General features: G+C 57.6%; 29 protein-coding genes. 10 read left to right on the top strand and 19 right to left on the bottom strand.

Annotated features, from left to right (window positions below; translation table 11 throughout):
* Positions 1-4: 4 nt before the first annotated feature.
* From LD28_RS0105415 to LD28_RS0105405, 3 genes are read right to left on the bottom strand one after another with little or no spacing between them, the layout of a single operon-like run.
* A complete protein-coding gene (locus tag LD28_RS0105415) occupies positions 5-265 on the bottom strand; it encodes a phosphopantetheine-binding protein (protein WP_033114590.1) in 261 nt (86 codons plus the stop codon).
* Positions 246-1,040: a lysophospholipid acyltransferase family protein gene (locus LD28_RS0105410; RefSeq protein WP_050514258.1), complete on the bottom strand. Its 795-nt coding sequence runs from the start codon at positions 1,038-1,040 to the stop codon at positions 246-248. Before LD28_RS0105410 ends, LD28_RS0105415 begins: the two co-directional genes overlap by 20 nt.
* Complete coding sequence (locus LD28_RS0105405) at positions 1,025-1,738, bottom strand: beta-ketoacyl synthase chain length factor (RefSeq protein ID WP_033135987.1); 714 nt, start codon at positions 1,736-1,738, stop codon at positions 1,025-1,027. Before LD28_RS0105405 ends, LD28_RS0105410 begins: the two co-directional genes overlap by 16 nt.
* Before the next feature lie 252 nt (positions 1,739-1,990).
* Here LD28_RS0105405 and LD28_RS0105400 point away from each other — a divergent pair, with 252 nt between their 5' ends.
* Genes LD28_RS0105400 through LD28_RS0105390 form a run of 3 tightly spaced genes read left to right on the top strand, consistent with a single transcriptional unit; the run spans position 1,991 to position 3,696 of the window.
* Positions 1,991-2,386, top strand: a complete 396-nt coding sequence (locus tag LD28_RS0105400; protein WP_033135986.1) for a lipoprotein — start codon at positions 1,991-1,993, stop codon at positions 2,384-2,386.
* Positions 2,387-2,398: 12 nt separating this feature from the next.
* On the top strand, positions 2,399-3,460 hold the full coding sequence (locus LD28_RS0105395; RefSeq protein WP_033135985.1) for a methyltransferase: 1,062 nt from the start codon (positions 2,399-2,401) through the stop codon (positions 3,458-3,460).
* Positions 3,461-3,498: 38 nt separating this feature from the next.
* Positions 3,499-3,696, top strand: a complete 198-nt coding sequence (locus tag LD28_RS0105390) for a hypothetical protein (RefSeq protein WP_033135984.1) — start codon at positions 3,499-3,501, stop codon at positions 3,694-3,696.
* Between the two features lie 42 nt (positions 3,697-3,738).
* On the opposite strand, the gene LD28_RS0105385 is transcribed toward LD28_RS0105390, so the two are convergent.
* Together LD28_RS0105385 and LD28_RS0105380 are read right to left on the bottom strand one after the other, a co-directional pair.
* Positions 3,739-4,647, bottom strand: a complete 909-nt coding sequence (locus tag LD28_RS0105385; protein WP_033135983.1) for a pseudouridine-5'-phosphate glycosidase — start codon at positions 4,645-4,647, stop codon at positions 3,739-3,741.
* A complete protein-coding gene (locus tag LD28_RS0105380; protein ID WP_033135982.1) occupies positions 4,641-5,732 on the bottom strand; it encodes a PfkB family carbohydrate kinase in 1,092 nt (363 codons plus the stop codon). The genes LD28_RS0105385 and LD28_RS0105380 overlap by 7 nt, the downstream gene beginning before the upstream one ends.
* Positions 5,733-5,935: 203 nt before the next feature.
* Between LD28_RS0105380 and LD28_RS0105375 the strand changes: the two genes are divergently transcribed.
* Complete coding sequence (locus LD28_RS0105375; protein WP_033135981.1) at positions 5,936-6,388, top strand: RNA methyltransferase; 453 nt, start codon at positions 5,936-5,938, stop codon at positions 6,386-6,388.
* Positions 6,389-6,410: 22 nt separating this feature from the next.
* On the opposite strand, the gene LD28_RS0105370 is transcribed toward LD28_RS0105375, so the two are convergent.
* Positions 6,411-6,782, bottom strand: a complete 372-nt coding sequence (locus tag LD28_RS0105370) for a FlxA-like family protein (protein ID WP_033135980.1) — start codon at positions 6,780-6,782, stop codon at positions 6,411-6,413.
* An 85-nt stretch (positions 6,783-6,867) separates the two neighbouring features.
* Positions 6,868-7,617: a substrate-binding periplasmic protein gene (locus tag LD28_RS0105365; RefSeq protein WP_033135979.1), complete on the bottom strand. Its 750-nt coding sequence runs from the start codon at positions 7,615-7,617 to the stop codon at positions 6,868-6,870.
* A 194-nt stretch (positions 7,618-7,811) separates the two neighbouring features.
* Here LD28_RS0105365 and LD28_RS0105360 point away from each other — a divergent pair, with 194 nt between their 5' ends.
* Positions 7,812-8,243, top strand: a complete 432-nt coding sequence (locus LD28_RS0105360; protein ID WP_033135978.1) for a universal stress protein — start codon at positions 7,812-7,814, stop codon at positions 8,241-8,243.
* A gap of 62 nt (positions 8,244-8,305) precedes the next feature.
* Here LD28_RS0105360 and LD28_RS0105355 read toward each other — a convergent pair whose 3' ends face one another.
* From LD28_RS0105355 to crp, 4 genes are all read right to left on the bottom strand, one after another.
* Positions 8,306-8,944, bottom strand: a complete 639-nt coding sequence (locus LD28_RS0105355) for a murein L,D-transpeptidase catalytic domain family protein (protein WP_033135977.1) — start codon at positions 8,942-8,944, stop codon at positions 8,306-8,308.
* Between the two features lie 176 nt (positions 8,945-9,120).
* Positions 9,121-10,188: a porin gene (locus LD28_RS0105350; protein ID WP_033135976.1), complete on the bottom strand. Its 1,068-nt coding sequence runs from the start codon at positions 10,186-10,188 to the stop codon at positions 9,121-9,123.
* A 256-nt stretch (positions 10,189-10,444) separates the two neighbouring features.
* Positions 10,445-11,245 carry a putative RNA methyltransferase gene (locus tag LD28_RS0105345; protein WP_033135975.1) on the bottom strand — a complete coding sequence of 267 codons (801 nt, stop codon included), beginning with the start codon at positions 11,243-11,245 and terminating at the stop codon, positions 10,445-10,447.
* A 125-nt stretch (positions 11,246-11,370) separates the two neighbouring features.
* The gene (crp, locus tag LD28_RS0105340; RefSeq protein WP_033135974.1) at positions 11,371-12,009 is read right to left on the bottom strand and encodes a cAMP-activated global transcriptional regulator CRP; all 639 of its coding nucleotides are present in this window, start codon (positions 12,007-12,009) and stop codon (positions 11,371-11,373) included.
* A 331-nt stretch (positions 12,010-12,340) separates the two neighbouring features.
* Here crp and LD28_RS0105335 point away from each other — a divergent pair, with 331 nt between their 5' ends.
* Together LD28_RS0105335 and LD28_RS0105330 are read left to right on the top strand one after the other, a co-directional pair.
* Positions 12,341-12,745 (top strand): OsmC family protein, encoded by a 405-nt coding sequence (locus LD28_RS0105335; RefSeq protein ID WP_033135973.1) that lies wholly within the window; start codon positions 12,341-12,343, stop codon positions 12,743-12,745.
* Between the two features lie 84 nt (positions 12,746-12,829).
* Positions 12,830-13,126 (top strand): MliC family protein, encoded by a 297-nt coding sequence (locus LD28_RS0105330; protein ID WP_033135972.1) that lies wholly within the window; start codon positions 12,830-12,832, stop codon positions 13,124-13,126.
* Between the two features lie 135 nt (positions 13,127-13,261).
* Here the strand turns inward: LD28_RS0105330 and LD28_RS0105325 are convergent, their stop codons facing one another.
* Genes LD28_RS0105325 through LD28_RS0105315 form a run of 3 tightly spaced genes read right to left on the bottom strand, consistent with a single transcriptional unit; the run spans position 13,262 to position 14,958 of the window.
* Positions 13,262-13,795 carry a DUF4136 domain-containing protein gene (locus tag LD28_RS0105325; protein ID WP_033135971.1) on the bottom strand — a complete coding sequence of 178 codons (534 nt, stop codon included), beginning with the start codon at positions 13,793-13,795 and terminating at the stop codon, positions 13,262-13,264.
* A 16-nt stretch (positions 13,796-13,811) separates the two neighbouring features.
* Complete coding sequence (locus LD28_RS0105320) at positions 13,812-14,681, bottom strand: phosphoribulokinase (protein WP_033135970.1); 870 nt, start codon at positions 14,679-14,681, stop codon at positions 13,812-13,814.
* Between the two features lie 52 nt (positions 14,682-14,733).
* Positions 14,734-14,958, bottom strand: coding sequence for a YheU family protein (locus LD28_RS0105315; protein ID WP_033135969.1), 225 nt, complete (start codon positions 14,956-14,958; stop codon positions 14,734-14,736).
* A gap of 59 nt (positions 14,959-15,017) precedes the next feature.
* Between LD28_RS0105315 and LD28_RS0105310 the strand changes: the two genes are divergently transcribed.
* Positions 15,018-16,202, top strand: coding sequence for a GGDEF domain-containing protein (locus LD28_RS0105310; RefSeq protein WP_241462263.1), 1,185 nt, complete (start codon positions 15,018-15,020; stop codon positions 16,200-16,202).
* On the opposite strand, the gene LD28_RS0105305 is transcribed toward LD28_RS0105310, so the two are convergent.
* From LD28_RS0105305 to LD28_RS0105295, 3 genes are all read right to left on the bottom strand, one after another.
* Positions 16,154-17,167, bottom strand: coding sequence for a hydrolase (locus tag LD28_RS0105305; protein WP_033135967.1), 1,014 nt, complete (start codon positions 17,165-17,167; stop codon positions 16,154-16,156). The two genes, LD28_RS0105310 and LD28_RS0105305, sit on opposite strands and share 49 nt — an antisense overlap.
* 71 nt (positions 17,168-17,238) lie before the next feature.
* The gene (locus LD28_RS0105300; protein ID WP_033135966.1) at positions 17,239-18,138 is read right to left on the bottom strand and encodes a chemotaxis protein; all 900 of its coding nucleotides are present in this window, start codon (positions 18,136-18,138) and stop codon (positions 17,239-17,241) included.
* A 153-nt stretch (positions 18,139-18,291) separates the two neighbouring features.
* On the bottom strand, positions 18,292-18,951 hold the full coding sequence (locus tag LD28_RS0105295) for a hypothetical protein (RefSeq protein ID WP_033135965.1): 660 nt from the start codon (positions 18,949-18,951) through the stop codon (positions 18,292-18,294).
* A gap of 39 nt (positions 18,952-18,990) precedes the next feature.
* Between LD28_RS0105295 and LD28_RS0105290 the strand changes: the two genes are divergently transcribed.
* Positions 18,991-19,194, top strand: a complete 204-nt coding sequence (locus LD28_RS0105290; protein WP_033135964.1) for a YheV family putative zinc ribbon protein — start codon at positions 18,991-18,993, stop codon at positions 19,192-19,194.
* 143 nt (positions 19,195-19,337) lie between these two features.
* Positions 19,338-20,015: a peptidylprolyl isomerase gene (gene slyD, locus LD28_RS0105285; RefSeq protein ID WP_033135963.1), complete on the top strand. Its 678-nt coding sequence runs from the start codon at positions 19,338-19,340 to the stop codon at positions 20,013-20,015.
* A gap of 97 nt (positions 20,016-20,112) precedes the next feature.
* On the opposite strand, the gene LD28_RS0105280 is transcribed toward slyD, so the two are convergent.
* Entirely contained in the window at positions 20,113-20,328 is a 216-nt protein-coding gene (locus LD28_RS0105280) for a SlyX family protein (RefSeq protein ID WP_005335285.1), read from the bottom strand.
* A gap of 14 nt (positions 20,329-20,342) precedes the next feature.
* The coding region (locus LD28_RS0105275; RefSeq protein WP_033135962.1) for a WD40 repeat domain-containing protein at positions 20,343-20,932 on the bottom strand (590 nt) is incomplete at its 5' end.

Genomic DNA, 20,932 nt, shown 5'->3' with positions numbered 1-20,932 from the left:
GTGATTATCCCCGCTGTTGGTTGACGAGGGCAGCCAGGGCTGCAACAGAGGCGAAGTGACGACGGGTATTCTCGTCATCAGCCGAGAGCACGATGCCGTAGCGTCCCTTGATAGCCAGTCCCAGCTCCAGCGCATCGATGGAGTCGAGCCCGAGGCCGTCGTTGAAGAGCGGGGCGTCGGTGTCGATATCGGCAGTCGTCATGCCTTCAAGGTTGAGGCTGTCGATGATCAGTTGTTTGATTTCTTCAGTTAATGTTTGTTGCATCTTGAGTCCATACAGGGGCTGATTGGGCCGGGCTCAATACCCGTTTGAAATAGTGAGTGAGATGGCGCGCGGCCAGCGAAGGGCTCTCTTCGCGCGGGAGCAGATCCCGAGCCAGACACTGAGGCAGAAACTCTACCGTAAAGAGTGGCTTGTGCTCCGGCACCTTGAACCATTTGTGCTGTTTGGTCAGAAACGGGGCCGAGCAGTGAATGCGAACCGGTTGCAGCTTGGCCTGGCAACGCACCGCCAGATGGGCGGCGCCGCGCTGCAGTTGCAGCGGCTCGCCGGGGGTTGTGCGGGTGCCTTCCGGGAAGACCAGCAATACCGCGCCTTGCTGCAGGCGTTCACAACAGACCGGCAATAATGTTTCGGCCGCAGCATTGGGAATATAACCGGCGGCCCGCACGATACCGGCGACAAACGGATTATGCCAGAGCGCCTCTTTGACAATACAGTCACACTCCGGCATGTGGGCTGCCAGCAATACATAATCGAGCAGGCTGGGGTGGTTGGCCAATACCAATACGCCGCTCAATTGTTGGGGCATATTGGTGAAGCGATAATCCAGCACCCTTAATTGCTTGAGCACATTAAGGAAGAAACGAAAACTTATTCTGATGGTGCTCTGGGCAAGGTGGCGACGTGTTTCACCGCGCACAAATAACCAGAGCAGTGGAAACCAGACCAGCGTCAGCAACAGGCAGCCAATTCCGAACAGAGTAAAACCCAGCATGGTGCCAAACAGGCGCCAGCACTGATTCAATTTCGCTGCCATAGCCACTCCCTGCGACCGTCGGAAATCCGAAATTGCGGCGTGTCGGTCAGCAAGGCGCGCCAGCAATCGAGCGCGCCGCTCTTGCCGGTTGCGCCAGCGTCCGTCGCCACTGCGTCCCCCTGCCATTCATCGCCCTGACTCAGCAACAGCGCCACCGCATGGGGCGGCGGTTCATCGCCAAGCCAGGGTTGGTTAAATGTCGGCAGCGACCCCTCAAAGGCCACCACCAGTACCCGCTCCATACCGTCGGCGAGCATGCCGATGGCCTCCTGCAGGGCGGCGGCAAACGTGCCGCTACCGGCTGCCAGCGAGCTCATGGGGATGGCGTGCTTGCCCTGAATGGAGGTGAGTCCGGCGGCCGTGTTGTGTACGGATTGGGAGAAATCGGTAGGAGAGAGGCTGCGCGCCTGTGCCAGTGCCGTCAGCAAGCCGATGGAGCGTTCCAGCTCCCCGTGGCGGCTGGCAAACACGGCCCCCTCGACGGCATGGCGCGACATCATATCGAGCGCCACCTCCACGGCGAGGCGTCCACCCAGGCTCATACGCCGTGCCACCATCATCGGGATGTGGGGTGTGGTCAATGGCATTTGTGCTGGCATGGTGCCCTCCGCCATCCATGCAAGCCACTGCTCCCGGGTGGAGAGACCCGGCGCCAGCGCGCAGCTTTCAACGATGGAAAAAGAGGGGTTCTTGTACACGAAATGACCTTGACAGGATGATGCTAACAGGGAGGCTCGATCACGTTCGCAGAGGCGATTAAGCTCCAGTTAAGGATTTGAATAGGATGTGCATATTACCACCATTTCACATCAAGAACAGGGGCAAGCAGTGACGCAAGTTGCAACTATAAAGAAAGTATTCACCTTCACCTTTATTTATTGAAAGGACACACATTTTATTGTCTCATTGGGTCGGCTTTGACAGGTTCCAATTACAAAAGGTTACAAAAAATGAAGATGCTCAAAATTATTCTTGGCGCATTAACGCTGGTGCTGGTTGCTGGCTGTTCAACTTCCCGGCCGGTCATGAATATGACCAATAGTCTGGTTCCGCCCAACCTCAGCGAACAGGATGTTTCTCGCGCCATTATTAATGCCGGTGTGAGCAAGACCTGGATCATGCGTGAAGAGCGTCCAGGGTTAATTACGGGTCATATTCAGGTTCGTCAGCATCAGGCTAATATCAGCATTCCTTATAACACCACTAACTATTCCATTAATTATGTGAGCAGTGTCAATTTAAATGACAAAGGTAAAGGAAAAATCCACCGTACCTATAACCGCTGGATTAACGGTCTGAACCAGGAAATTCAACTTGAGCTGAAACGCGCCAGCAGTAACAAGTAAGGTCGGTTTATTTTGAATCACTATCAGTCGGATCGTTATAACGCACTGGATGCCATCAGCCAGGCCCAGCGTATCGCCTTTGCTCCCATGCTGTTTCAGGCTGCCTGGAGTTTGCGCGAGTTTGGCATTCTGGCGTTTCTTGCCAAAGAGCGGCAGGGGGCGACCGCAGCGCAGATCGCCGAGGCGACCGGCTTGACCGAGTATGCGGTGAGCGTGCTGCTCGACATGGGGCTGGGTGGCGGCATCTGTCACCTCAACGGAGAGTGCTACCAGCTGGACAAGGTGGGCCACTATCTGCTGAGTGACCCCATGACCCGGGTCAACATGGATTTTGTCCAGCACGTCTGTTACAAGCCCCTTGCCCATCTGCAACAGGCCATCGAAAGCGGCACGCCTGCCGGGCTCAAGGAGTTTGGCGACTGGTCAAATCTCTATGCCCACCTGAAGGATCTGCCGGAGCCGGCACGAAGCAGCTGGTTCCGTTTTGATCACTTCTATTCGGATTGGGCGTTCAAGCAGGCGCAGGATCTGGTACTCGGATATGAGCCGAGCCATATCTACGATCTGGGGGGAAATACCGGCAAGTGGGCTATCTCGTGCGCCCAGCGCAGTCCCGAGTTGCAGGTGACCATTCTCGATCTGCCCGAGCAGATCGCCATGGCCAGCGAGCAGATCCGGGCTGCCGGGCTGGCCGAGCGGGTGCACGGTTATCCTGTCAATCTGCTGTCGGAGCAAGCGCTGCCCGGTGAGGCGGACATCTGGTGGATGAGCCAGTTTCTCGACTGCTTCAGCCACGACGAGATTGTCGCCATGCTGCGGCGGATACGGAGCAACATGAAGGAGGGGGCCAGGTTGTGTATCCTGGAGCTCTTTTGGGATCGACAGCCGTTCGAGGCAGCGAGCTTCAGTCTCAATGCTACCTCCCTCTACTTTACCTCTCTGGCTAATGGCAACAGCCGCTTCTACCACTCCAAGGAGTTGTACCAGTGCCTGCGTGAAGCCGAGTTCCATGTCGAGGATGATCACGACATTCCGGGACCGGGCCATACCCTGCTGGTTGCCAAGCCATTGTGATAACGCCAGGAGAAGTGACAAACGTGAGCACTGTACAGATGAAAACCGTTCTGTTGATTGCAGGTGTGTTGCTGGCGGGGTGTGCCGAGATGAAGGGGGTTGGCCGAACGATTGGCCATACCTCCCGCGATGTCACCCGGGAGATAGGTCATACGACCCGAGATGTGACCAAGGAGATAGGTCACGGCACGCGCGATACCGTCAAGGGCATCGGCAACGAGATCAAGAACATGTGACATCAGGAGGGCCAACAGGGCCCTCCTTTCATTTGGGCTTGCTTACAATGCTGCGGCGATGCGGGCGCCGAGGGCAGCGTTGTTCAGCACCAGCTGGATATTGGCGGCGAGTGAGTTGCCGCCGGTCAGCTCGCAGACGCGGGCCAGCAGGAAGGGGGTAGATGCCTTGCCCTTGATCCCCTGCTCATCCGCTTCATGCAGCGCTTGGGCAATGGCTGCGTCGATATCGGCTTTAGGCATGGCGTGTGCGGTCGGGATGGGATTGGCCACCACGGCGCCGCCCGCCAGTCCCAGCTCCCACTTGAGGCGCAACGCCTCGGCGATGGCTGCCGGACTCTCCAGTCGATAATCAACCTTGAAGCCGCTCTCGCGGGTGTAGAAGGCGGGCAGCTCGCCCGTTTGATAGCCGATCACCGGCACCCCTTGCGTCTCCAGATATTCCAGGGTCAGCCCGATATCGAGGATCGACTTGGCCCCCGCACAGACCACGGCGACCGGCGTCTGCGCCAGCTCCTGCAGATCCGCCGAGATATCGAAGGTCTCCTGCGCGCCGCGATGTACCCCGCCAATGCCACCGGTGGCAAAGACCCGGATCCCCGCCATGGCGGCGATGATCATGGTGGAGGCGACCGTGGTGGCCCCCATCCCCTTGCGCGCCAGCACGAACGGGATGTCGCGACGGCTGCACTTGGTCACGTCGTGGCCAGCCCGGCCCAGCGCTTCCAGCGCCCCTGCATCCAGACCCACCTTGAGGCGGCCGTCGAGGATGGCGATGGTGGCCGGAATGGCGCCGTTATCGCGCACCACCTGCTCCACCTGACGGGCCGTCTCCACGTTCTGCGGATAGGGCATACCGTGGGAGATGATGGTGGATTCGAGGGCGACCACCGGTTTACCAGCGGCCAGCGCGGCAGCAACTTCCGGTTGGATATCGAGGTAAGGGTTCAGCATGAGTACTCCTCCAGTATGCGGTCAACGGCGGTCTTGCTCAGACCGGAAAACACGGTATCGGAACAATTGACGGTGAGGGCGGCGCAGCCCAGGGCAAAGCGGGTGGTTTGGGCTATGTCGAGCGCTTGCAGCCAGGCGTGGGCGAGACCGGCCATAAAGGCATCCCCGCCGCCGGTGACGTTGAGCACCGGACTGCCCAGTACCGGCAGGTGGCCCTGTTGCTCGCCATCGCTGTAGAAGATCCCCTGTTCACCCAGGCTGAGGAACAGCCGCTTGACCCCGGCGCGGTGGAACCAGGCGGCCGCCATGGGCCAGGTTTCGGGCCCGGCGATGGTCATACCGCACAGCTGCTCTGCCTCGCTGCGATTGGGTTTGAGGGTGTGGATCTTGCCAAGCCAGGGGCGGATCTTCTCCACCTTGGCCACCGAGACGGTATCGACAAAGATGACGTGCTCTCCCTGCCGCTCGAACAGCCAGTCGAGAGTGTGGATGGCCAGATTGGTATCGAGTACCCAGAGTCGGGCTCCGCCGAGAAAGCCCCCGAGCGGGGTCAGGCGGGCAGGGGTGAGCTGCTCGATGATGGCCATGTCGTTGATGGCGCAGCTCATTTCGCCGCTGCCATCATGCAGGCTCAGATAGCAGGAGGTGGTGTGGCCATCGAGCACCAGGGTCTGGCGTACATCGACGCCAGCCCGCTGGCTCACTTCCAATAGGTGGTGGCCATACTGGTCGTTGCCGACCGCAGTCAGCAGCCGGGTATCGCTGCCCAGCCGCGCCAGATTCTCGGCGATATTGCGGCCGACACCGCCCGCCGAGGTGCGCACCTTGCCCGGATTGGAGTCGCCGAGCAGCAGGTTGTCGTGGCTGGTGCCGCAAATATCCATATTGGCACCGCCGATCACCACCACGTAGGGGCCTTCTCGCAACACATAACCTCTGCCCTGCACATACCCCTGCCGGATCAGGCTGGAGATGTGGCTGGCCAGTGCGGAGCGGCTGATGCCGAGGCGATCGGCCAGATCCTGCTGGGCAATCATGGGATCCTGACGCAGCAGGGCGAGGATCTCTTGTTCACGCTCAGTCATAGACAAACATCCATTTGCAAACGTTTGTCTATTATTTCAGGTAAACGTTTGCCCGCTATCGGGTTGTATAAAAATTGTCTGCTGGCGCACAAAAAATCATCATCTGTGACCGGGGATGTTGAGTTCAGGATGGATTGCGGACTTTTTGCGAGTGGGGTTCAGTATTGCTGCTTATAATGGCCGTCGTAACATAAGGAGAAGTGATGAAAACGCGAGGTTTGTGCTGCGTGGGGCTGGTCAATCCCAAGTCCCCGGAAAATGTCGGTTCCGTGATGCGGGCGGCCGGTTGCTACGGCGTGGACGAGGTTTACTACACAGGTAACCGCTTCGAGCTGGCGCGTCGCTTTGCTACCGACACCAAGCAGATGGTGGAGAAGATCCCGTTGCTCGGCGTCGATGATCTGCTGGCATTCATGCCGGAAGGGTGCGTCCCCGTGGTGGTTGATCTGATCGACGGCGCCACGCCACTCCCTGACTATGTGCATCCCGAGCGCGCCTTCTATATCTTCGGGCCTGAGGATGGCACCCTGGATCCCGCGCTCTACGGGGCGGTAAAAGATGTGGTCTATGTGCCGACCCAGGGCTGCATGAATCTGGCCGCTTCGGTCAATGTGATCCTCTATGATCGGTTGGCGAAGGGATACCGGCAGCCCTGAGCCGTGGAACGGTCAAGGGCCGTCAAACCGCAATGGAGAACGTGCTGTTCATTGGCAGCTTGCTGGAGGCAGATGCCGCCGGAAGCTCTGGTTCTTCCTTGCCGTCTGCTCCTGCTTTCTTGGCGTTTTCAGCTTGCAGCCGAGCGATGTCAGCCATGATCAGTGCCAACTGTTGTTGCAGCACTTTTATCTGCTCTTGTCGGAGTTTTGCGGACTCTTTATCAGTTGGCGCATCATCCCCATTGGGTTTTGTCAGGGCGCTGATCTGCTTTTGAATTTTTGCCGCCCTGGCCTGCAATTGCGCAATTTTTCCTTGGGGTTCGCCAGATTGCTTGCTGCCTATGGCGGCTGGATCGCTGTGACCGATAGCGGAGGATGGTAAGGAAATTTGCATGCCGTCTCCTTGAGGATTTTTATGAATGACTCCTGCTATCGGCCAACCCTCGGGACAATTCACTACGTTTCTTGCTATCGCTGCATTAGTTGCGATCTTCCCTGACTTTCTGCTCTTGCGCGTCGATAAAGCCGCGATAGTAGTCATAGAGCTGATAGCGCTTATAGATATCGGCCAGGGTGCCATTGCGGATCAGCTTCACCATCCCTTGATCCCAGAGTTGCAATATTCTCTCCCCTTGTTGGGTGTCGGCAAAAATAGGGTAGGTCGGGATCCAGCGCAGGAAGGTACGATACATATTGGCTGGGGTGTCATCGGCCGCGTAGAGCACGCCAGCGGTCAGGTAATAGCGATAGCGCCCTTTGTCGAGCAATTGGAGCGCCAGTTCATGGCTGTCGACTTCATGCCACTGCATGGTGACCGGAATATATTTATCGAACGCCCAGCCACGTCGCCATAGTACAGATTGTCCCTGCAGGCTCTTTTCCCCCTGCCATTGGGGTTGCCACTGCTTGAGCATCAGTACCGTCAGATCGTCGGCCGAGGCGGGATAATCAGGTTGCCGCACACCTGCCAGTTCGTCTTGATAGACGCCCATCGCCATATCCCCCCCTTGTTGGGCAATCACCGCCAGAGCCCGTTTATAAGGCACGATATGGGGGATGACCTGATAACCGTGGGGTTGGTAGATAGCGCGCACCAGATCGAGATAAATGCCCTTGCCATCTGGTTGGCAAAAGCCGGGCCAGTCATCGCAATAGACCTGGATGGACTCTGCGCGGCAGTTAACAGCGCCGCACAAACAACAGAGCAACAGACAACCGATGCGTAGCATGGTCAGTGCTGGCCTCGCGCAAGCAGGAGTGAAGAAGCAGATAACCTGTTTTATACCATGGCCTCTATCGTGGTGGCCTATAGAAAAAAGCGCTAATGCTTTATTTTGCGACAGGGTCGAGGGTTATTTGCAGTCGGGTTGTTATGATCGGGGAAAGATTCAATAGTACCCCAATCAGTAGAGGAGACTGCATTATGCCATCGATAAAAACTCTGCTATGTCCTGTCGATTTTTCCCAAATGTCCCGGGCAGTACTCGACTATGCCGTATTTATGGCGCAGAGCCATCAGGCCCAGCTCAAGCTGATCCACGTGGTTGATCAACTGCACGGTTTTGACAGCTACAAAATTCTTCATATGACCGCAGTCGAGATCACCCATGAAATGGAACGCCAGGCCAGAGCCCAGCTGAAAGAGCTGATCGCCACGCTTCCCATCCCCGCAACCTTTGATATCCGGTTTGGCCGTGCGGCAGATGAGATCATCCTTCAGGCCAAGGGGGATGAGGTTGAGCTGATTGTGATGGGTAGCCACGGTCGCTCCGGGATCAGCCATCTGCTGGTCGGCAGTGTTGCAGAATCTGTGGTGCGTCATGCACCCTGCCCTGTACTGGTGGTGCGTCAATAACGCGCCCCGTTTAGTGCGATAAGCGTAATAAACAAGGCCAGCGACAGCTGGCCTTGCCTTTTCTAACCGTGGGCGTAGATGACACTCCCCCCCTTGATGGTATCTATGATGGCTCTGGCCTGCTCCTGAGGCAGGGCGGGGCAGCCCCAACTGCGGCCCAGCTTGTCATATTTGCGCAGATGGGTCGGGCTGGCATAGGTGGCGCCATGCACCACGATGGCACGTTTGCGGGCATTGCTGTTCTGGCCGGGGGTGAGGCCATCCAGTCGCAGGGAGTAACCGTGCTTGCCCAGATAGGTCTCCGCCGTGCGATAGACCCCGAGGGAGCTTTGCCGGGAGTTGAGCTGGTTGGAAAAGCGTTCTGCCTCCAGCTCGCCGGAGTTGCGACCATGGCTGACCCAGGTGTGATAGAGCAGCTTGTGGCGTTTCATGTCGATGACAAACAGCCTGCGCTGGGTGGAGGGCTTGCTGTAGTCAATGATGGTGAGAATGGATTTGCGCTTGTGGCGCACGCTTTGATAGCTGTTGAGTGCCTGACGAAAGGTCTGTTTGTCGAGTTTGCCCGCCAGACCCAGCTGACGGTAAAGCGTCTGATCCCCGCTGGCGTGGGCCGGAGCGCTCGCTATGAGGGTGCCCAGCAGCAAGCTCCACAGTAACCACCATCCTTGCAAGCCAATATTATTCCTGCGCTGTCGTGTCATCCGTGAATTACTCCTTTGAGCCATCTCTGCCAAACGTGCAGATATTGCCAGCAATCCGCTCGATAGTTATATGCAAGGTGCTGAAAAGGCGCAATAAAAAAACCGGCCGCAGAGCGGCCGGAAGTAATTCAAACAGTAGACATTGGTATCACAGGGTATAACTGACTTCTAAATCCTTAGAAGTTGTACTGCAGAGCCACACCAACTACGTCGTCAGTGTTCTGGCCCAGTTTGCTGGTGCCGGAAACCGCACCGTCGTCCAGCAGGTTGACCTTGTAGTCAACGTAGGCATTGAAGTTCTCGGTGAAGTTGTACCAGGCACCGATGGATACGTATTCGGTCAGGGTGTCATCGAAGCTGATATTGGTGTCATTCTTCACGTCGGTGCGCAGGTAAGCCAGGGATGGCTTGAACTTGCCGATGGTGTACTGGGCTACCGCTTCGTAACCATCGCTCTTCTCGGCATAGCCGTTCTTGACGAAGATGTGATCTTCACCGTGAGCATAGGTAGCAGCCAGGTAGAGGTTGCCAGATGCATATTTGGCACCGAAGCCCATCAGTTTGGCATCGCTGTCAGCACCGAAGGCTGCAAATTTAACCTGGTCTGCAGTTTTGCCAGCCTGGTTGTAGGCAGCGGACAGACCCAGGCCCATATCGAAGTCATAAGCAGCAGCTACTGCAAAGCCTTCTTTGGAACCTTTTGACCAAGAGGTCAGGGAGCGATCAGCATTCTGGGCAGTGTTGTTACCAGTGAACTGGGCACCCAGGGTCAGACCGTTCTGGTTGAACATGTACTTGGCTACGCCGTTGGTGCGGCCGGTACCGAATACTTCGGTGCCTTTACCCAGGCCGTCACCGCCCCACTCGGGCAGTACGTCGGTGTAGTCGTTCACGATACCAAACAGGCCATCCTGACGACCGTAGCTGAATGCGCCGAAACGGTCGTGCTTGATGCCAGCGTAGGCATAACGCAGTTCATCGTTATCGGAACCGGAGGTCGGCAGGTTGTACTCGGCAAAACCGAACGCCTTCATTTCGGGGGCAATCTTGGTCTCGCCGCGCATGTTTACACGGAAATAGCTCTGATCTCCTTCGGCTGCGTTGTTGTCAGTACCGTAGTAAGCACCTTGCGCACGGCCACCGATCTCCAGCTTGGTATCGTTCTGGTTGTAGACGGTAGCAGCATGGGCGCCGCTGGCCAGCAGCAGGCTGGAGATGGCAATAGTCAGTGCAGACTTTTTCATATGCTTTATTCCTCTGATGTAAACACTTGGACCTGTACCGGTCCTTGTTGGTTCGTGATCGGATTAGAGCCGATGGGGACAAGGTAGAGGCATTAACCTTGACTGGAGCTGAATCAGGGGCGGGTTACCAGTTGATGACAATATTGTCATCATTGGCGAGCATGAAGGTTGTCTTGTTTTTTATTTAATAATCAAAGTGTTAGTTTTTGTCGTTAGGTGGTCACACTGGCATCAGGTGACCACCGGCTATCAGATTTCAGGCGGGCTTTTGCCACAGGGTCAGCAACAGATCCTGTTCCAGCTCATCCGGGCCCTGCTGGATAAAGGCGTGACGTTGTTCAGCGGTCGCGCGCCAGCCGAGGCGGCTGGTGTCCAGAATAAAACTGCGCATGTGCTGATCCAGAGTGAGGGAGAATTGGCAGCGTTGTTGTCCCAGCGCTGTCAATCCTGCGAGGGTTGGCCAGCTGAGGGGGTGTTCCATACTCACCGGGTTCAGGCTGACCCGCAGTTGCCACTGATGACGGGGGCCTGGCTGCAGATAGAGCAGATAGCCACCGGGGGCGAGCCAGTCGGCCAGCTGTTCGCTCCTGATCTTGAGATCGTTGACCAGCAATACCTGTGCAGTGCCGGGTTGCAGCGGGGCTCTGGCCGGATCGGCGATGACAAAGCTGGCATCCGGTTGGGCCTTGTTGGCTGCGAAGATGGTGTTCTTGGCGATATCGATGCCAGCAAATTGCCAGCCGGGCAGCCGTGCCGACAGTGCCCGACAGTAGTACCCTTCACCACATCCCAGGTGGATCAGCTCTTGTGGCGGCAGAGGCGCCAGCAGGGTGGTGATCGCTTCGACCAACGGCAGTTGATGTCCCGCTTCCAGAAAATGGTGTTTGGCACGCATCAGGGCGCGACTGTCGCTGTCTTTGGGGTTCTTCTTGCCGGGGATCAGATCCAGATAACCTTCCGGTGCCGGATCAAAGTGGTGTTTGTTGTCGCAATAGTGCCCCTTGGACGCTTCATGAAGGTGGAGCGGGCTGCGGCAACGTGGACATTGAAGGTGCATAGAAACTCTCTTGGCGAACGCAGGTACGGGGAAGGGCGTTCGGTATTATAGGGAAGAGGATCAAAAAAGGCTGCCGTAGCAGCCTTTTTTGTCCCGTGGCCTTTATCAGGCCATCGGATGGGTCATCAGCGGGTGCCGAATACCACTATGGTCTTGCCGTGAGCAGAGATGAGCTCCTGCTCTTCCAGCATCTTGAGGATGCGGCCCACGGTTTCACGGGAGCAGCCGACGATCTGGCCGATCTCCTGACGGGTGATCTTGATCTGCATGCCATCCGGGTGAGTCATGGCATCCGGCTGCTTGGCCAGGTTGAGCAGGGTTTGGGCGATCCGGCCGGTCACATCCAGGAAGGCGAGGTTACCCACTTTCTGGCTGGTGTGCTGCAGGCGCTTGGCCATCTGACCAGAAAGGCGCAGCAGAATGTCCGGGTTGACCTGGATCAGCTGGCGGAACTTTTTGTAGGAGATCTCTGCGACTTCGCAGGAGCCCTTGGCACGAACCCAGGCGGAGCGCTCCGGATTCTCGTTCTCTTCGAACATCCCCATCTCGCCCAGGAAGTCGCCCTGGTTCAGATAGGAGAGGATCATCTCTTTGCCCTCATCGTCCTTGATCAAGACGGCCACAGTGCCCTTGACGATGTAGTAGAGGGTCTCCGCTTTTTCACCCGCATGGATCAGGGTGCTCTTGGCGGGATACTTATGAATGTGGCAGTGCGACAAGAACCATTCCAGGGTGGGATCGCTTTGCGGTTTGCCAATAACCATGAGAATTCCTCTGTAGTGTCTTTTTATGGACTTGTGCGTCCGGGCAAGCTGCCAATCTTGCCATTCCTTGTATTAGTCGCAGTAGGATAAGAGCCTTTGCCTGTGCTGACAAGGCTTTGCGGGCTTTTGGAAGAGCCCTTTGAGTAATGCCTACTGCGCCGCTTTGGCCATTCTAGGGAAGATAGAGGTCGGAGATGTTGATTTTGATCTATTTCCATCCCAACTATCGCGCCCCTCCTCATGAAACGGGTGGCAGGGAGATGCCGCTTGCCGGATGGCTGGGGTATGCTAGGTACATCATAAACATGGCGATAACACGAGGATGAGTGAGATGAAAGCCAAGGTCAGCTGGGTCGAAGGGATGAAATTTGTGGGGGAGAGCGAGTCCGGTCACCAGGTGATCCTGGATGGCGCCAATCCGGGTGAGGGGGCCAGCCCGATGGAGATGATCCTGCTGGCGGTCGGTGGCTGCAGCTCCATCGATGTGGTCTCCATCCTCGAGAAGGCGCGCCAGTCGGTGACCGCTTGTCATGTTGACGTTTGTGGCGAGCGGGTGGAGAGTGTGCCCCGGGTGTTTGAAAAGATTAACCTGCACTTTGTGGTGACGGGCAGCAACTTGGCGGATAAGCAGGTCGCCAGAGCGGTGGACCTGTCGATGGATAAATACTGTTCTGTGTCCCTGATGTTGGAAAAAGCGGTACAAATTACTCATAGTTATCAAATTGTTGAAGCTTGATAACTGACGATTGTTTCGTTGGAGCCCTGGCATAAGGCCGTCACGCAAGGCCACTGCACAAGGCCATTACATAAGGAAAGTGCAATGAAAAAAATGATCGCTCTGCTTCCCCTGCTGGGTCTGGCTGCATGTACCAGTCCACAGCCCACCCAGTATCAGTACAGCCAATACCAGTGCGGCGAAGAGGTGCTGGCCATCACCTATGATGCCCAGGCTGACATGGTGCAGTTCCCCTATGCCGGGGTTTATCACAAGCTGGCTCGGGTAGAGTCGGAGTCTGGCGCCAAATATTCCGACAGCGTCACCACCTTCTGGAATCAGGACAAGCAGGCGATCCTGAGCCAGAAAGGGGTCACACTACTGACCTGCAAGCTCAAATAAATCGCCGGGTTGTCATGATGGGGTGAGTCATCCCTCTCCGCTCCGGCAAGGAGTAGCAGATCAAAAAGAGCGGCTTGTCATTCGGCAAGCCGCTCTTTTTATTGATGTCGTCTGGTCAACGTCATGATGGCAGCATCAGTGGGTCGGCACAGATCCCAGCAGTTTTGCTGCCAATAGGTGGCTGAGCGCTTGGCGCTGGCTCTCGGCAACGGGCGCATCGCTGGCTAGCGAGATGACGCTGCCCCAGACGGCCTTCTGGGTTTTCCGGTCGAGCAACGCAATGACCAGGGTGCCCTTGTGCTCATCGGGCGAGGCTTGTACCCCCGGGGTCATGCCGAGGCGGGAGAATATCTGGTCATCGCTGATATCCTTGCCACCCGCCACGCCGATGGCAATCCAGAGATCTGCCTCATCAAGAGGCACGCTCTGCCATCCCCGACCATTGAGCTGCTGGCTGACGGCCTGTTGCATCGGCTCCAGCCACCCTTCAGCCCGTTCGCCGGCAAACTGGTACTGCTCGGCCAGGGCATAACGCGGGGTGGCGCCATAAGTCCAGCTGCCCAATGAGCGCACCACCATGGTGCCAGCTTCCAGCGTGGGAGCTGACGGTCCGCTGCTGCAACCGCCCAGCAGGGCAAGCAGCACCACAGAGAGAGAGGCAAACCGCATTGTGAGCTCCTTTGTGTCAGGTTATTTTGCCGGTTTCGAGCAGTTGCTGGATAAGAGGCTTGAGGATCAGCTCCATCGCAAAGCCCATCTTGCCGCCCGGTACCACGATGGTGTTCATCCGCGACATGAATGAGCCGTCGATCATCGACAGCAGGTAGGGAAAATCGACCTGCTTGATGCCGCGAAACCGGATCACCAGCATACTCTCGTCCAGACTCGGGATCACCTTGGCGCTGAAGGGGTTGGAGGTATCTACCGTTGGTACCCGCTGGAAGTTGATATGGGTGCGCGAAAATTGCGGGGTGATGAAGTTGATGTAGTCATCCATGGAGCGAACGATGGAGTCGGTCACCGCCTCGCGGGAGTGTCCCCGCTCCGAGGTATCGCGAATAAGCTTCTGGATCCACTCCAGATTGACGATGGGTACCACGCCGATCAGAAAGTCCACGTGGCGTGCCACATTATGATCCTCAGTGACCACACCGCCGTGCAGCCCTTCATAGAACAGCAAATCCGTGTCGCTGGGCAGATGCTGCCAGGGGGTAAAGGTGCCGGGCATCTGGTTGAAGGGGACCGCTTCGTCGAAGCTGTGCAGATAGCGGCGATATTGGCCGGTGCCATCATGCCCATAGCCCTGAAAGAAGCTCTCCAGCAGCCCGAAATCATTGGCCTCCGGCCCGAAATAGCTGATATGGCGCCCCTGTTCGCGCGCCTTGCGGATCGCCACATCCATCTCCGGTCGGGTGTAGCGGTGAAAACTGTCACCTTCCACTACCGCCGCCGTATAACCCAGTTGATGAAACATGGAGCGAAAGGCATTGGTAGAGGTGGAGGTGCCGGCACCGGACGAACCGGTGACTGCAATAATAGGGTGCTTGGCCGACATGGGATTCTCTCTTCCTTGGGAGTTCCGTTATAAGGTCAGACTTTCGGTTTGGTCAAGGCTGGTCGATGAAGCGATCCTTCATCACGATATTCACCGATTCATGCAGTTCGCTATAGACGATGACCGCCTTGCCTTGCTGTAATTGCTCTCTTACCGCGTCGACTTTGACGCCAAGCGGCACATCCTGCTCCCCATACTCGGTTCCCTCCTGCAGCACAAAGTGCTCGATCAGGTTGGTCAGGGTGTCGCCGTCCAGTTCTTGCCAGGGAATGATCATTTAAAGGTCTCACAGCAAAAGAGGTGATCGTCAGGCTATTGTTGTGTTGAATCCCGTCAGTGCAACCTTTTTATTTTCTTTGGAGTCCGTGCATGCTGTCTGCTGCGCAACTGAGTACACCGCCAACGCTGGTTGCCCACCTTGATCAGGCGCGCCGGCACGCGATTGCGCGCGGTATGGTGTGGTTCTGGTTATTGCAATGGCTGATGGTGATGTTTCTTGCGATACGCTACGAGGTTTATCGACAGGCCGGTCTGGCCAGTGATAGCTCTCTTCCATGGCGTTTTCAGAGTGAGTTGGGCTTTGTCATGGTGGTGCTGTTGCTGCTGCCTGTCATCGGGTTGTTCTGCGATTATCTCAATGACAGGGCCTGGCTGCGGGCAGCCTCTCTGATCAACCTTGGCTGGGGTTGTGTGTGGGCGGTTCATCTTTATACGTTGGGGCAGGTCGAGCTGCGAGGCGGGCTCAGTTTTTCAAATGGCATCATGCGCCTCAACCTGTTAGCCGCGATGATCGCTTTCTATCCTTCGTGGAAGGTATTTTACGGGTACGTGTTTGGCTCATTGCTGTTAGGGATATGGAATGAGCTTTACCTGCGAGTAGATTTTCCGCAGTTATACATGTTGGGATTGGGTTGTGGTCTGGTGGTGTTGGAGGTTGGCCGCCGCATGCTGCACCGCTGGTTTGAGCTGGCGATCGTGCGGGAGCATGAAAATCTGACGCTGCTGCGCCAACTTGATCAGCTCGCCAAGCAAGATCCTCTGACTTGTGTCGCCAACCGACGGCATTTCAATATCGAGTTGGAGCGAGCGCAGGCCCATAGCCAGGAAAACGGCGCCCCGCTCTCGCTCATCCTGATCGATGTGGATTATTTCAAGCGCTTCAACGACCACTACGGCCATCAGGTGGGGGATATTTGCCTCAAGGAGGTGGCACAAGCGCTCAACCGTGCGGTTCGCACGCCGTTTGATCTGGTGGCCCGCTATGGCGGAGAGGAGTTTGTGCTGCTACTGCCCAACACAGACCGTCAGGCAGCGGCCAGCGTGGCGCAGCGGCTGCAAGACGGCTTGGCCAGCCTGCAACTGGAACATCTGGCGTCAGATATTGCCCCCTGGGTGACTGTGAGTCAGGGGATTGCCAGCACTGTGTCCGGCGAAGGGGCTAACCAGCTGCTGGAGCGGGCCGATCAGGCGCTCTATCGGGCCAAGGAGTCGGGGCGCAATAAGTTCTGTGTTGCAGAGTGACTCTGTTCGGCAACCCAGCGACTGATCCGCTCGTCCAGCCAGAAGCGTGGCCGCCAAGGCGTGCCGTGCAGAAAACCGACATGGCCGCCGCGCTGGCTCAGCTCATAGCGCACCATGGGCGAGAGTTGTTCCGGCCGGGGGATGACGGCGTGTGACATAAAGGGATCGTCAGCGGCGTGAATGACCAGGGTCGGTATCGGGATCTGGCTCAGCAGGGGCAGACCGGAACAGCTCTGGTAGTAGTGGCTGGCGTTGTGAAAACCGTGCAGAGGCGCGGTGACCTGTTCGTCGAATTCGCGCAGGGTGGCAATGCGCTCCACCTGTCCGGGTTGCCAGCGTTCGCTCGCTTTCTGCTGGTGGCGGATCTTGCTGAGCAGGTTGCGGCGCATGGTACGCAGCAGGTAGTTCTGATAGACCTTCGAGAAACCCTGATTGACCCGCTCGGCACAGCTCGCCAGTTGCAGCGGGGCAGAGACCACCACCGCCGCTTGCAGTGCCGCAGGGCAGGCTCGCGCCAGCAGATTGACCAGCATATTGCCACCGAGCGAAAAGCCGATGGCGATCAGCGGTTTGCCCGGGAAGCGCTGGCTCAGCTCGGCAATCAGCTCCTGTGCATCCCCGATGGCGCCTGAGTGATAGGCCTGCAGGTGGCGATTGGGCTCGCCGCTGCAACCGCGAAAGTGCATCAGCACTGCCTCCCGGCCCTCTTGCTGCAGATGGGCGAACAATCCCTTGGCATAGTGGGAGTGAATGCTCCCCTCCAGTCCATGAAACACCACCACCAGCGGCCGCTCATCAACACGGATCTCCCCGCTCCAGGCGAGGTCGACAAAGTCCCCATCCTGCAGTTCAAACCGCTCCGCCACAAAACGGGCAGGCGTGCGGCGCAACCATTTGGGCAATATGGTCTGCAGATGAGGATTGCGTGCCCACCAGGGGGCGTGGAAGTGGCTCTCGGTCAGCATGGCGTCAGTCGGTTTGGGTCGAAGATAAAAGAGGGCGGGAGGACCTCTCCTCTCGCCAGTCATTGATTTGCTTATTTGAGCAGATGATCGTGATGTTCGGCGCCGCGCAGCATGGCCTGGATCAGCTCATTGGCCTCGAACTTGGTCAGCGCCTCATGGGCACCCACCTGATGGGCCCGTTCCACGCTAATCTCGCTGGAGAGCGAGGTGTGCAGGATGATGTAGGCCCCCGCCAGTTTGCTGTCGCTTTGCACCTCGAAGGCCAACTCATAGCCATCGAGTCCCGGCATCTCGATATCGCTCACCAGAATGTCGATGGGGGTCTTCTGGCTCGCCCGCTCCTGCATCAGGGCCAGTGCATCCTTGCCATTGGTGCAGACCTCATAGGGGATATTGATGTAGTCCAGCGCCGCCATCAGTTGACGGCGGGCGACCGAGGAGTCGTCGACCAGCAGGATCCGCATTGGCTTGATCCGCTCACGCTGCACATCGGTCAGCACCGGATAGAGGTGGCTCGGGTCATCCGGATAGACCCGGGAGAGGATCAGCTCCACATCCAGCAGCTGGATCAGCTGATCATTGACCCGGGTGACACCGGTTACGAACACATTTTGGCCGAGGGCGGGGGGAGGAGAGCCGATATCGCGCCAGTTGCACTCGGTGATCTTGTCGATGCCCCGTACCAGAAAGCCCACCAGAGTGCGGCGGCAGTCGGTGATGATGATGAAGCAGTGGGGCATCTCCTCCTTGCTGATGGGGCGATAACCCACCGCCATCGCCATGTCGATCACCGGAATGGTGGAGCCGCGCATATTGGCGGCCCCCAGCACGGTCGGGTGCGAGTGCGGCATCGCCGTCAGCTGGGTGTAGGGGACGATCTCCTTTACCTTGAGGGTGCCGATGGCAAAGGATTGTTTGGCTGAAAGATGGAACAGCAACATGCCCTGGGATTGATTGGCTTTGCTCGTCATGGCAGATGTCCTGTTGGTCGAAACGTTGGCAGTCACTTCAAGTCTTTAGCATAAAGGATTACAGGGGGAATGGCCCTCCCTTGTTAACGGCCCGCAGGCAAAAAACTGGACTCATTCAGCCAATTTCATTGGCGCGTTCACCCCGACATTCGGCTATTTGTCGCTATCCAGAATGACGCCCCACTGCTGGCTGGCGGCTTGCAATGCGGCCTCATCGGCATAGCCCAGCTTGCCGGCCACCTGGGCGGGTTTGCTGCCGCCCTTGAGCAGTCTGAGTGCCTGCAGCAGTTGCCACTGCTGTTGCAGTGCAGACCCTTCCACAGGCGGTTCGACCAGTTGTGTCCACTGTTGCAGACCCTCTGGCTGGCCATTGGCCAGCGCTTGCCAGCGTGCTTGCAGATCACTGTGTCCCTGCTGGCTGATGGCGCACTGTTGCAGCTCATCCAGGATCACCTGCAGTCGCTGACCGTAGGCCCCTTGCCACTCTTGTGGTCGTTGCCACCGGGCCTGCGAATCGAGCAGGGCATTGAGCAGCGGTGTTGCCTGTAGCCACCCGGCCTGTTGCGGCTGATCAACCCGCAGCGAAACGCTTAGCCGATCGTAGTGACAACCGCTGAGAGGGCTGAATGCGGCCAGGGCATCGGCGCAGAGCCAGAAGCTGCTGCCTGCAGGCAATAACAGCTCATGCTGGCCCAGTCTCAGCAGCGCGGCGCCCCGGGTGATCCGCAACAGCTGCCCGATCGGGGTCCGTTTGCGGTTGCCGGCGTGCAGGCCCTGGCAGGAAAAATGGTGGTACTCGATGGCGTGATGCATGTAAAAACCCTGATATGATGCTGCCTGGAGGTAACAAATATGGAAACCAGACGTAAAAAACGCTTCATTGCCGGTGCTGTCTGCCCGGCGTGCGGCAAGATGGACAACATGATGCTGTATCTGGAGCATGGAGTCGAGAAGGTGACCTGCGTCGCCTGTGGTGACACCCAGGTGCAAACGCCTGCCGAGGTCGACAAGCTGACCCGCGAGGCGGAAGAGGTGATCGGGGTGTTTCGTCCCTGATGACGCAACGGCTGGCGAGATGCCAGTATCCGCGCTGATGCTGTTGCCGTTTTTTTCATCACCCTGTGGCGTGGCACGGCATATGCGCGGCCCGCTTTTTAGGGTATTCTGAGCCCGTTTTTTTCTATCCGCAGGATCCTGACATGAAAGTAGCTCCTCTGAGCGTGGTTACGCTGGAATACACAGTCACCGACGAGCACGGTGAAGTCATCGACAGCACTGTCGGCAAAGAGCCGCTGGTCTATCTGCACGGCACCCGTTATCTGGTCTCTGGCCTGGAAGCCGAGCTGGAAGGTCGCGCGGTAGGTGAAGCCTTCGAAGTGACACTGGCACCGAGCCAAGCCTACGGCGAATATGACGAGACGCTGGTACAAGAAGTACCGGGCGAGCTGTTCGACGGCATGGAAGTCTCCGAAGGGGATACTTTTGTGGCTGAAACCGACGATGGCCACCGTCCGGTGACCGTGGTTGAAGTATCCGAAGAGTTCGTCAAAGTGGATGGCAACCATCCGCTGGCTGGCGTGACTCTGGGCTTCAAGGTCGAGATCAAGGATGTGCGCGCTGCCACAGCCGAAGAGCTGGCTCACGGCCACGTTCACGGTGAAGGTGGTTGTGGTCACGATCACGGTCATGACCACGATCACGGTGGCTGCTGTGGCGGTCACGGTCACGACCATGATGACGATCACGGCCAGGGCGGTTGCTGTGGTGGTGCTGGTCACGATCATGGCCACGACCACGGTGACGACCATGCTGATGGTCAGGGTAAGGGCGGCTGCTGCGGTGGTGGCGGTTGTGGTGGCAAGGGCCATCACCACTGATCACGGCCATGCCGATGATAAAAAACCCGCGATAATCGCGGGTTTTTTATTGGCTGATGACTGGGGGCCATCTTGCCTGACCAGAGATAGCGCCGGATCAGTAGTGCGGCGGCGGTGTCTCTTCAGCCATGCTGGCAATCTGGCTGGGCTGTACGCTTTGCAGTTTGTCGATCAGCAGCTGGATCTGGTATTTGAGTCGATCGAGTTCACGGCCCTGGGTGGTTACCTCGTCGTTGAGTTGCTCTATGGTGTACTCCGCATAGGCGAGACGGGTTTCCAGGGTTTCGATGCGATCGTTAAGTTGCTGACTCATGGGCCTTCGGGTCCTTACTTGATTGTCCAGATTTCGGCCAGACCACTGGAGCTGGCACTGACAAGGTGGCTATTGTCGCGCAAAGCGACGCCGTAGACCACTGCGCTGGGCGGTTTCACCTTGGGATGGGGCGAGACGCGCCAGCTCTGCAGCAGGGCACCATCGCTCACCTGCCACAAGGAGAGCTGGCGAGAGGGGGCGCCGGTGATGAGCCACTTGCCATCGTTGGCAAAGCGGGCGCTGGTGTAGACCTCAAAGCGGTGATCATATTGCAGCTGGCTTACCTCCTTGCCGGTTTTCAGATCCCAGATGCTGGCCCGGCTGCTGTCGGCGGTGAAGGCGTAGCGGCCGCTCGGTTCCAGTCTGGCCATGATCACCCGGCCACCATGGTTGAAGCGCCAGATCACCTGCCCGCTGCGGGTATCCCACAGATAGGCGCTGTAGTCGTTGCCGCCGGTCAGGGCATAGCGACCGTTGGCGGAGAGATCCACTGTATTGACCTGCTCGGTGTGCCCCAGAAACTGCAGGCGACGGCCGCTTTGGGTATCGAGCCACTCTGCCTTGCCATCTTCCCGGCCGATCAGCACATAGCGCACGTCAGCAG

It is taken from the genome of Aeromonas finlandensis (assembly GCF_000764645.1).
In the GTDB taxonomy this organism is placed as follows: domain Bacteria; phylum Pseudomonadota; class Gammaproteobacteria; order Enterobacterales; family Aeromonadaceae; genus Aeromonas; species Aeromonas finlandensis.
The sequence above is the reverse complement of the archived record's forward strand: the minus strand, read 5'-3'. Positions and strand labels throughout refer to the sequence as shown.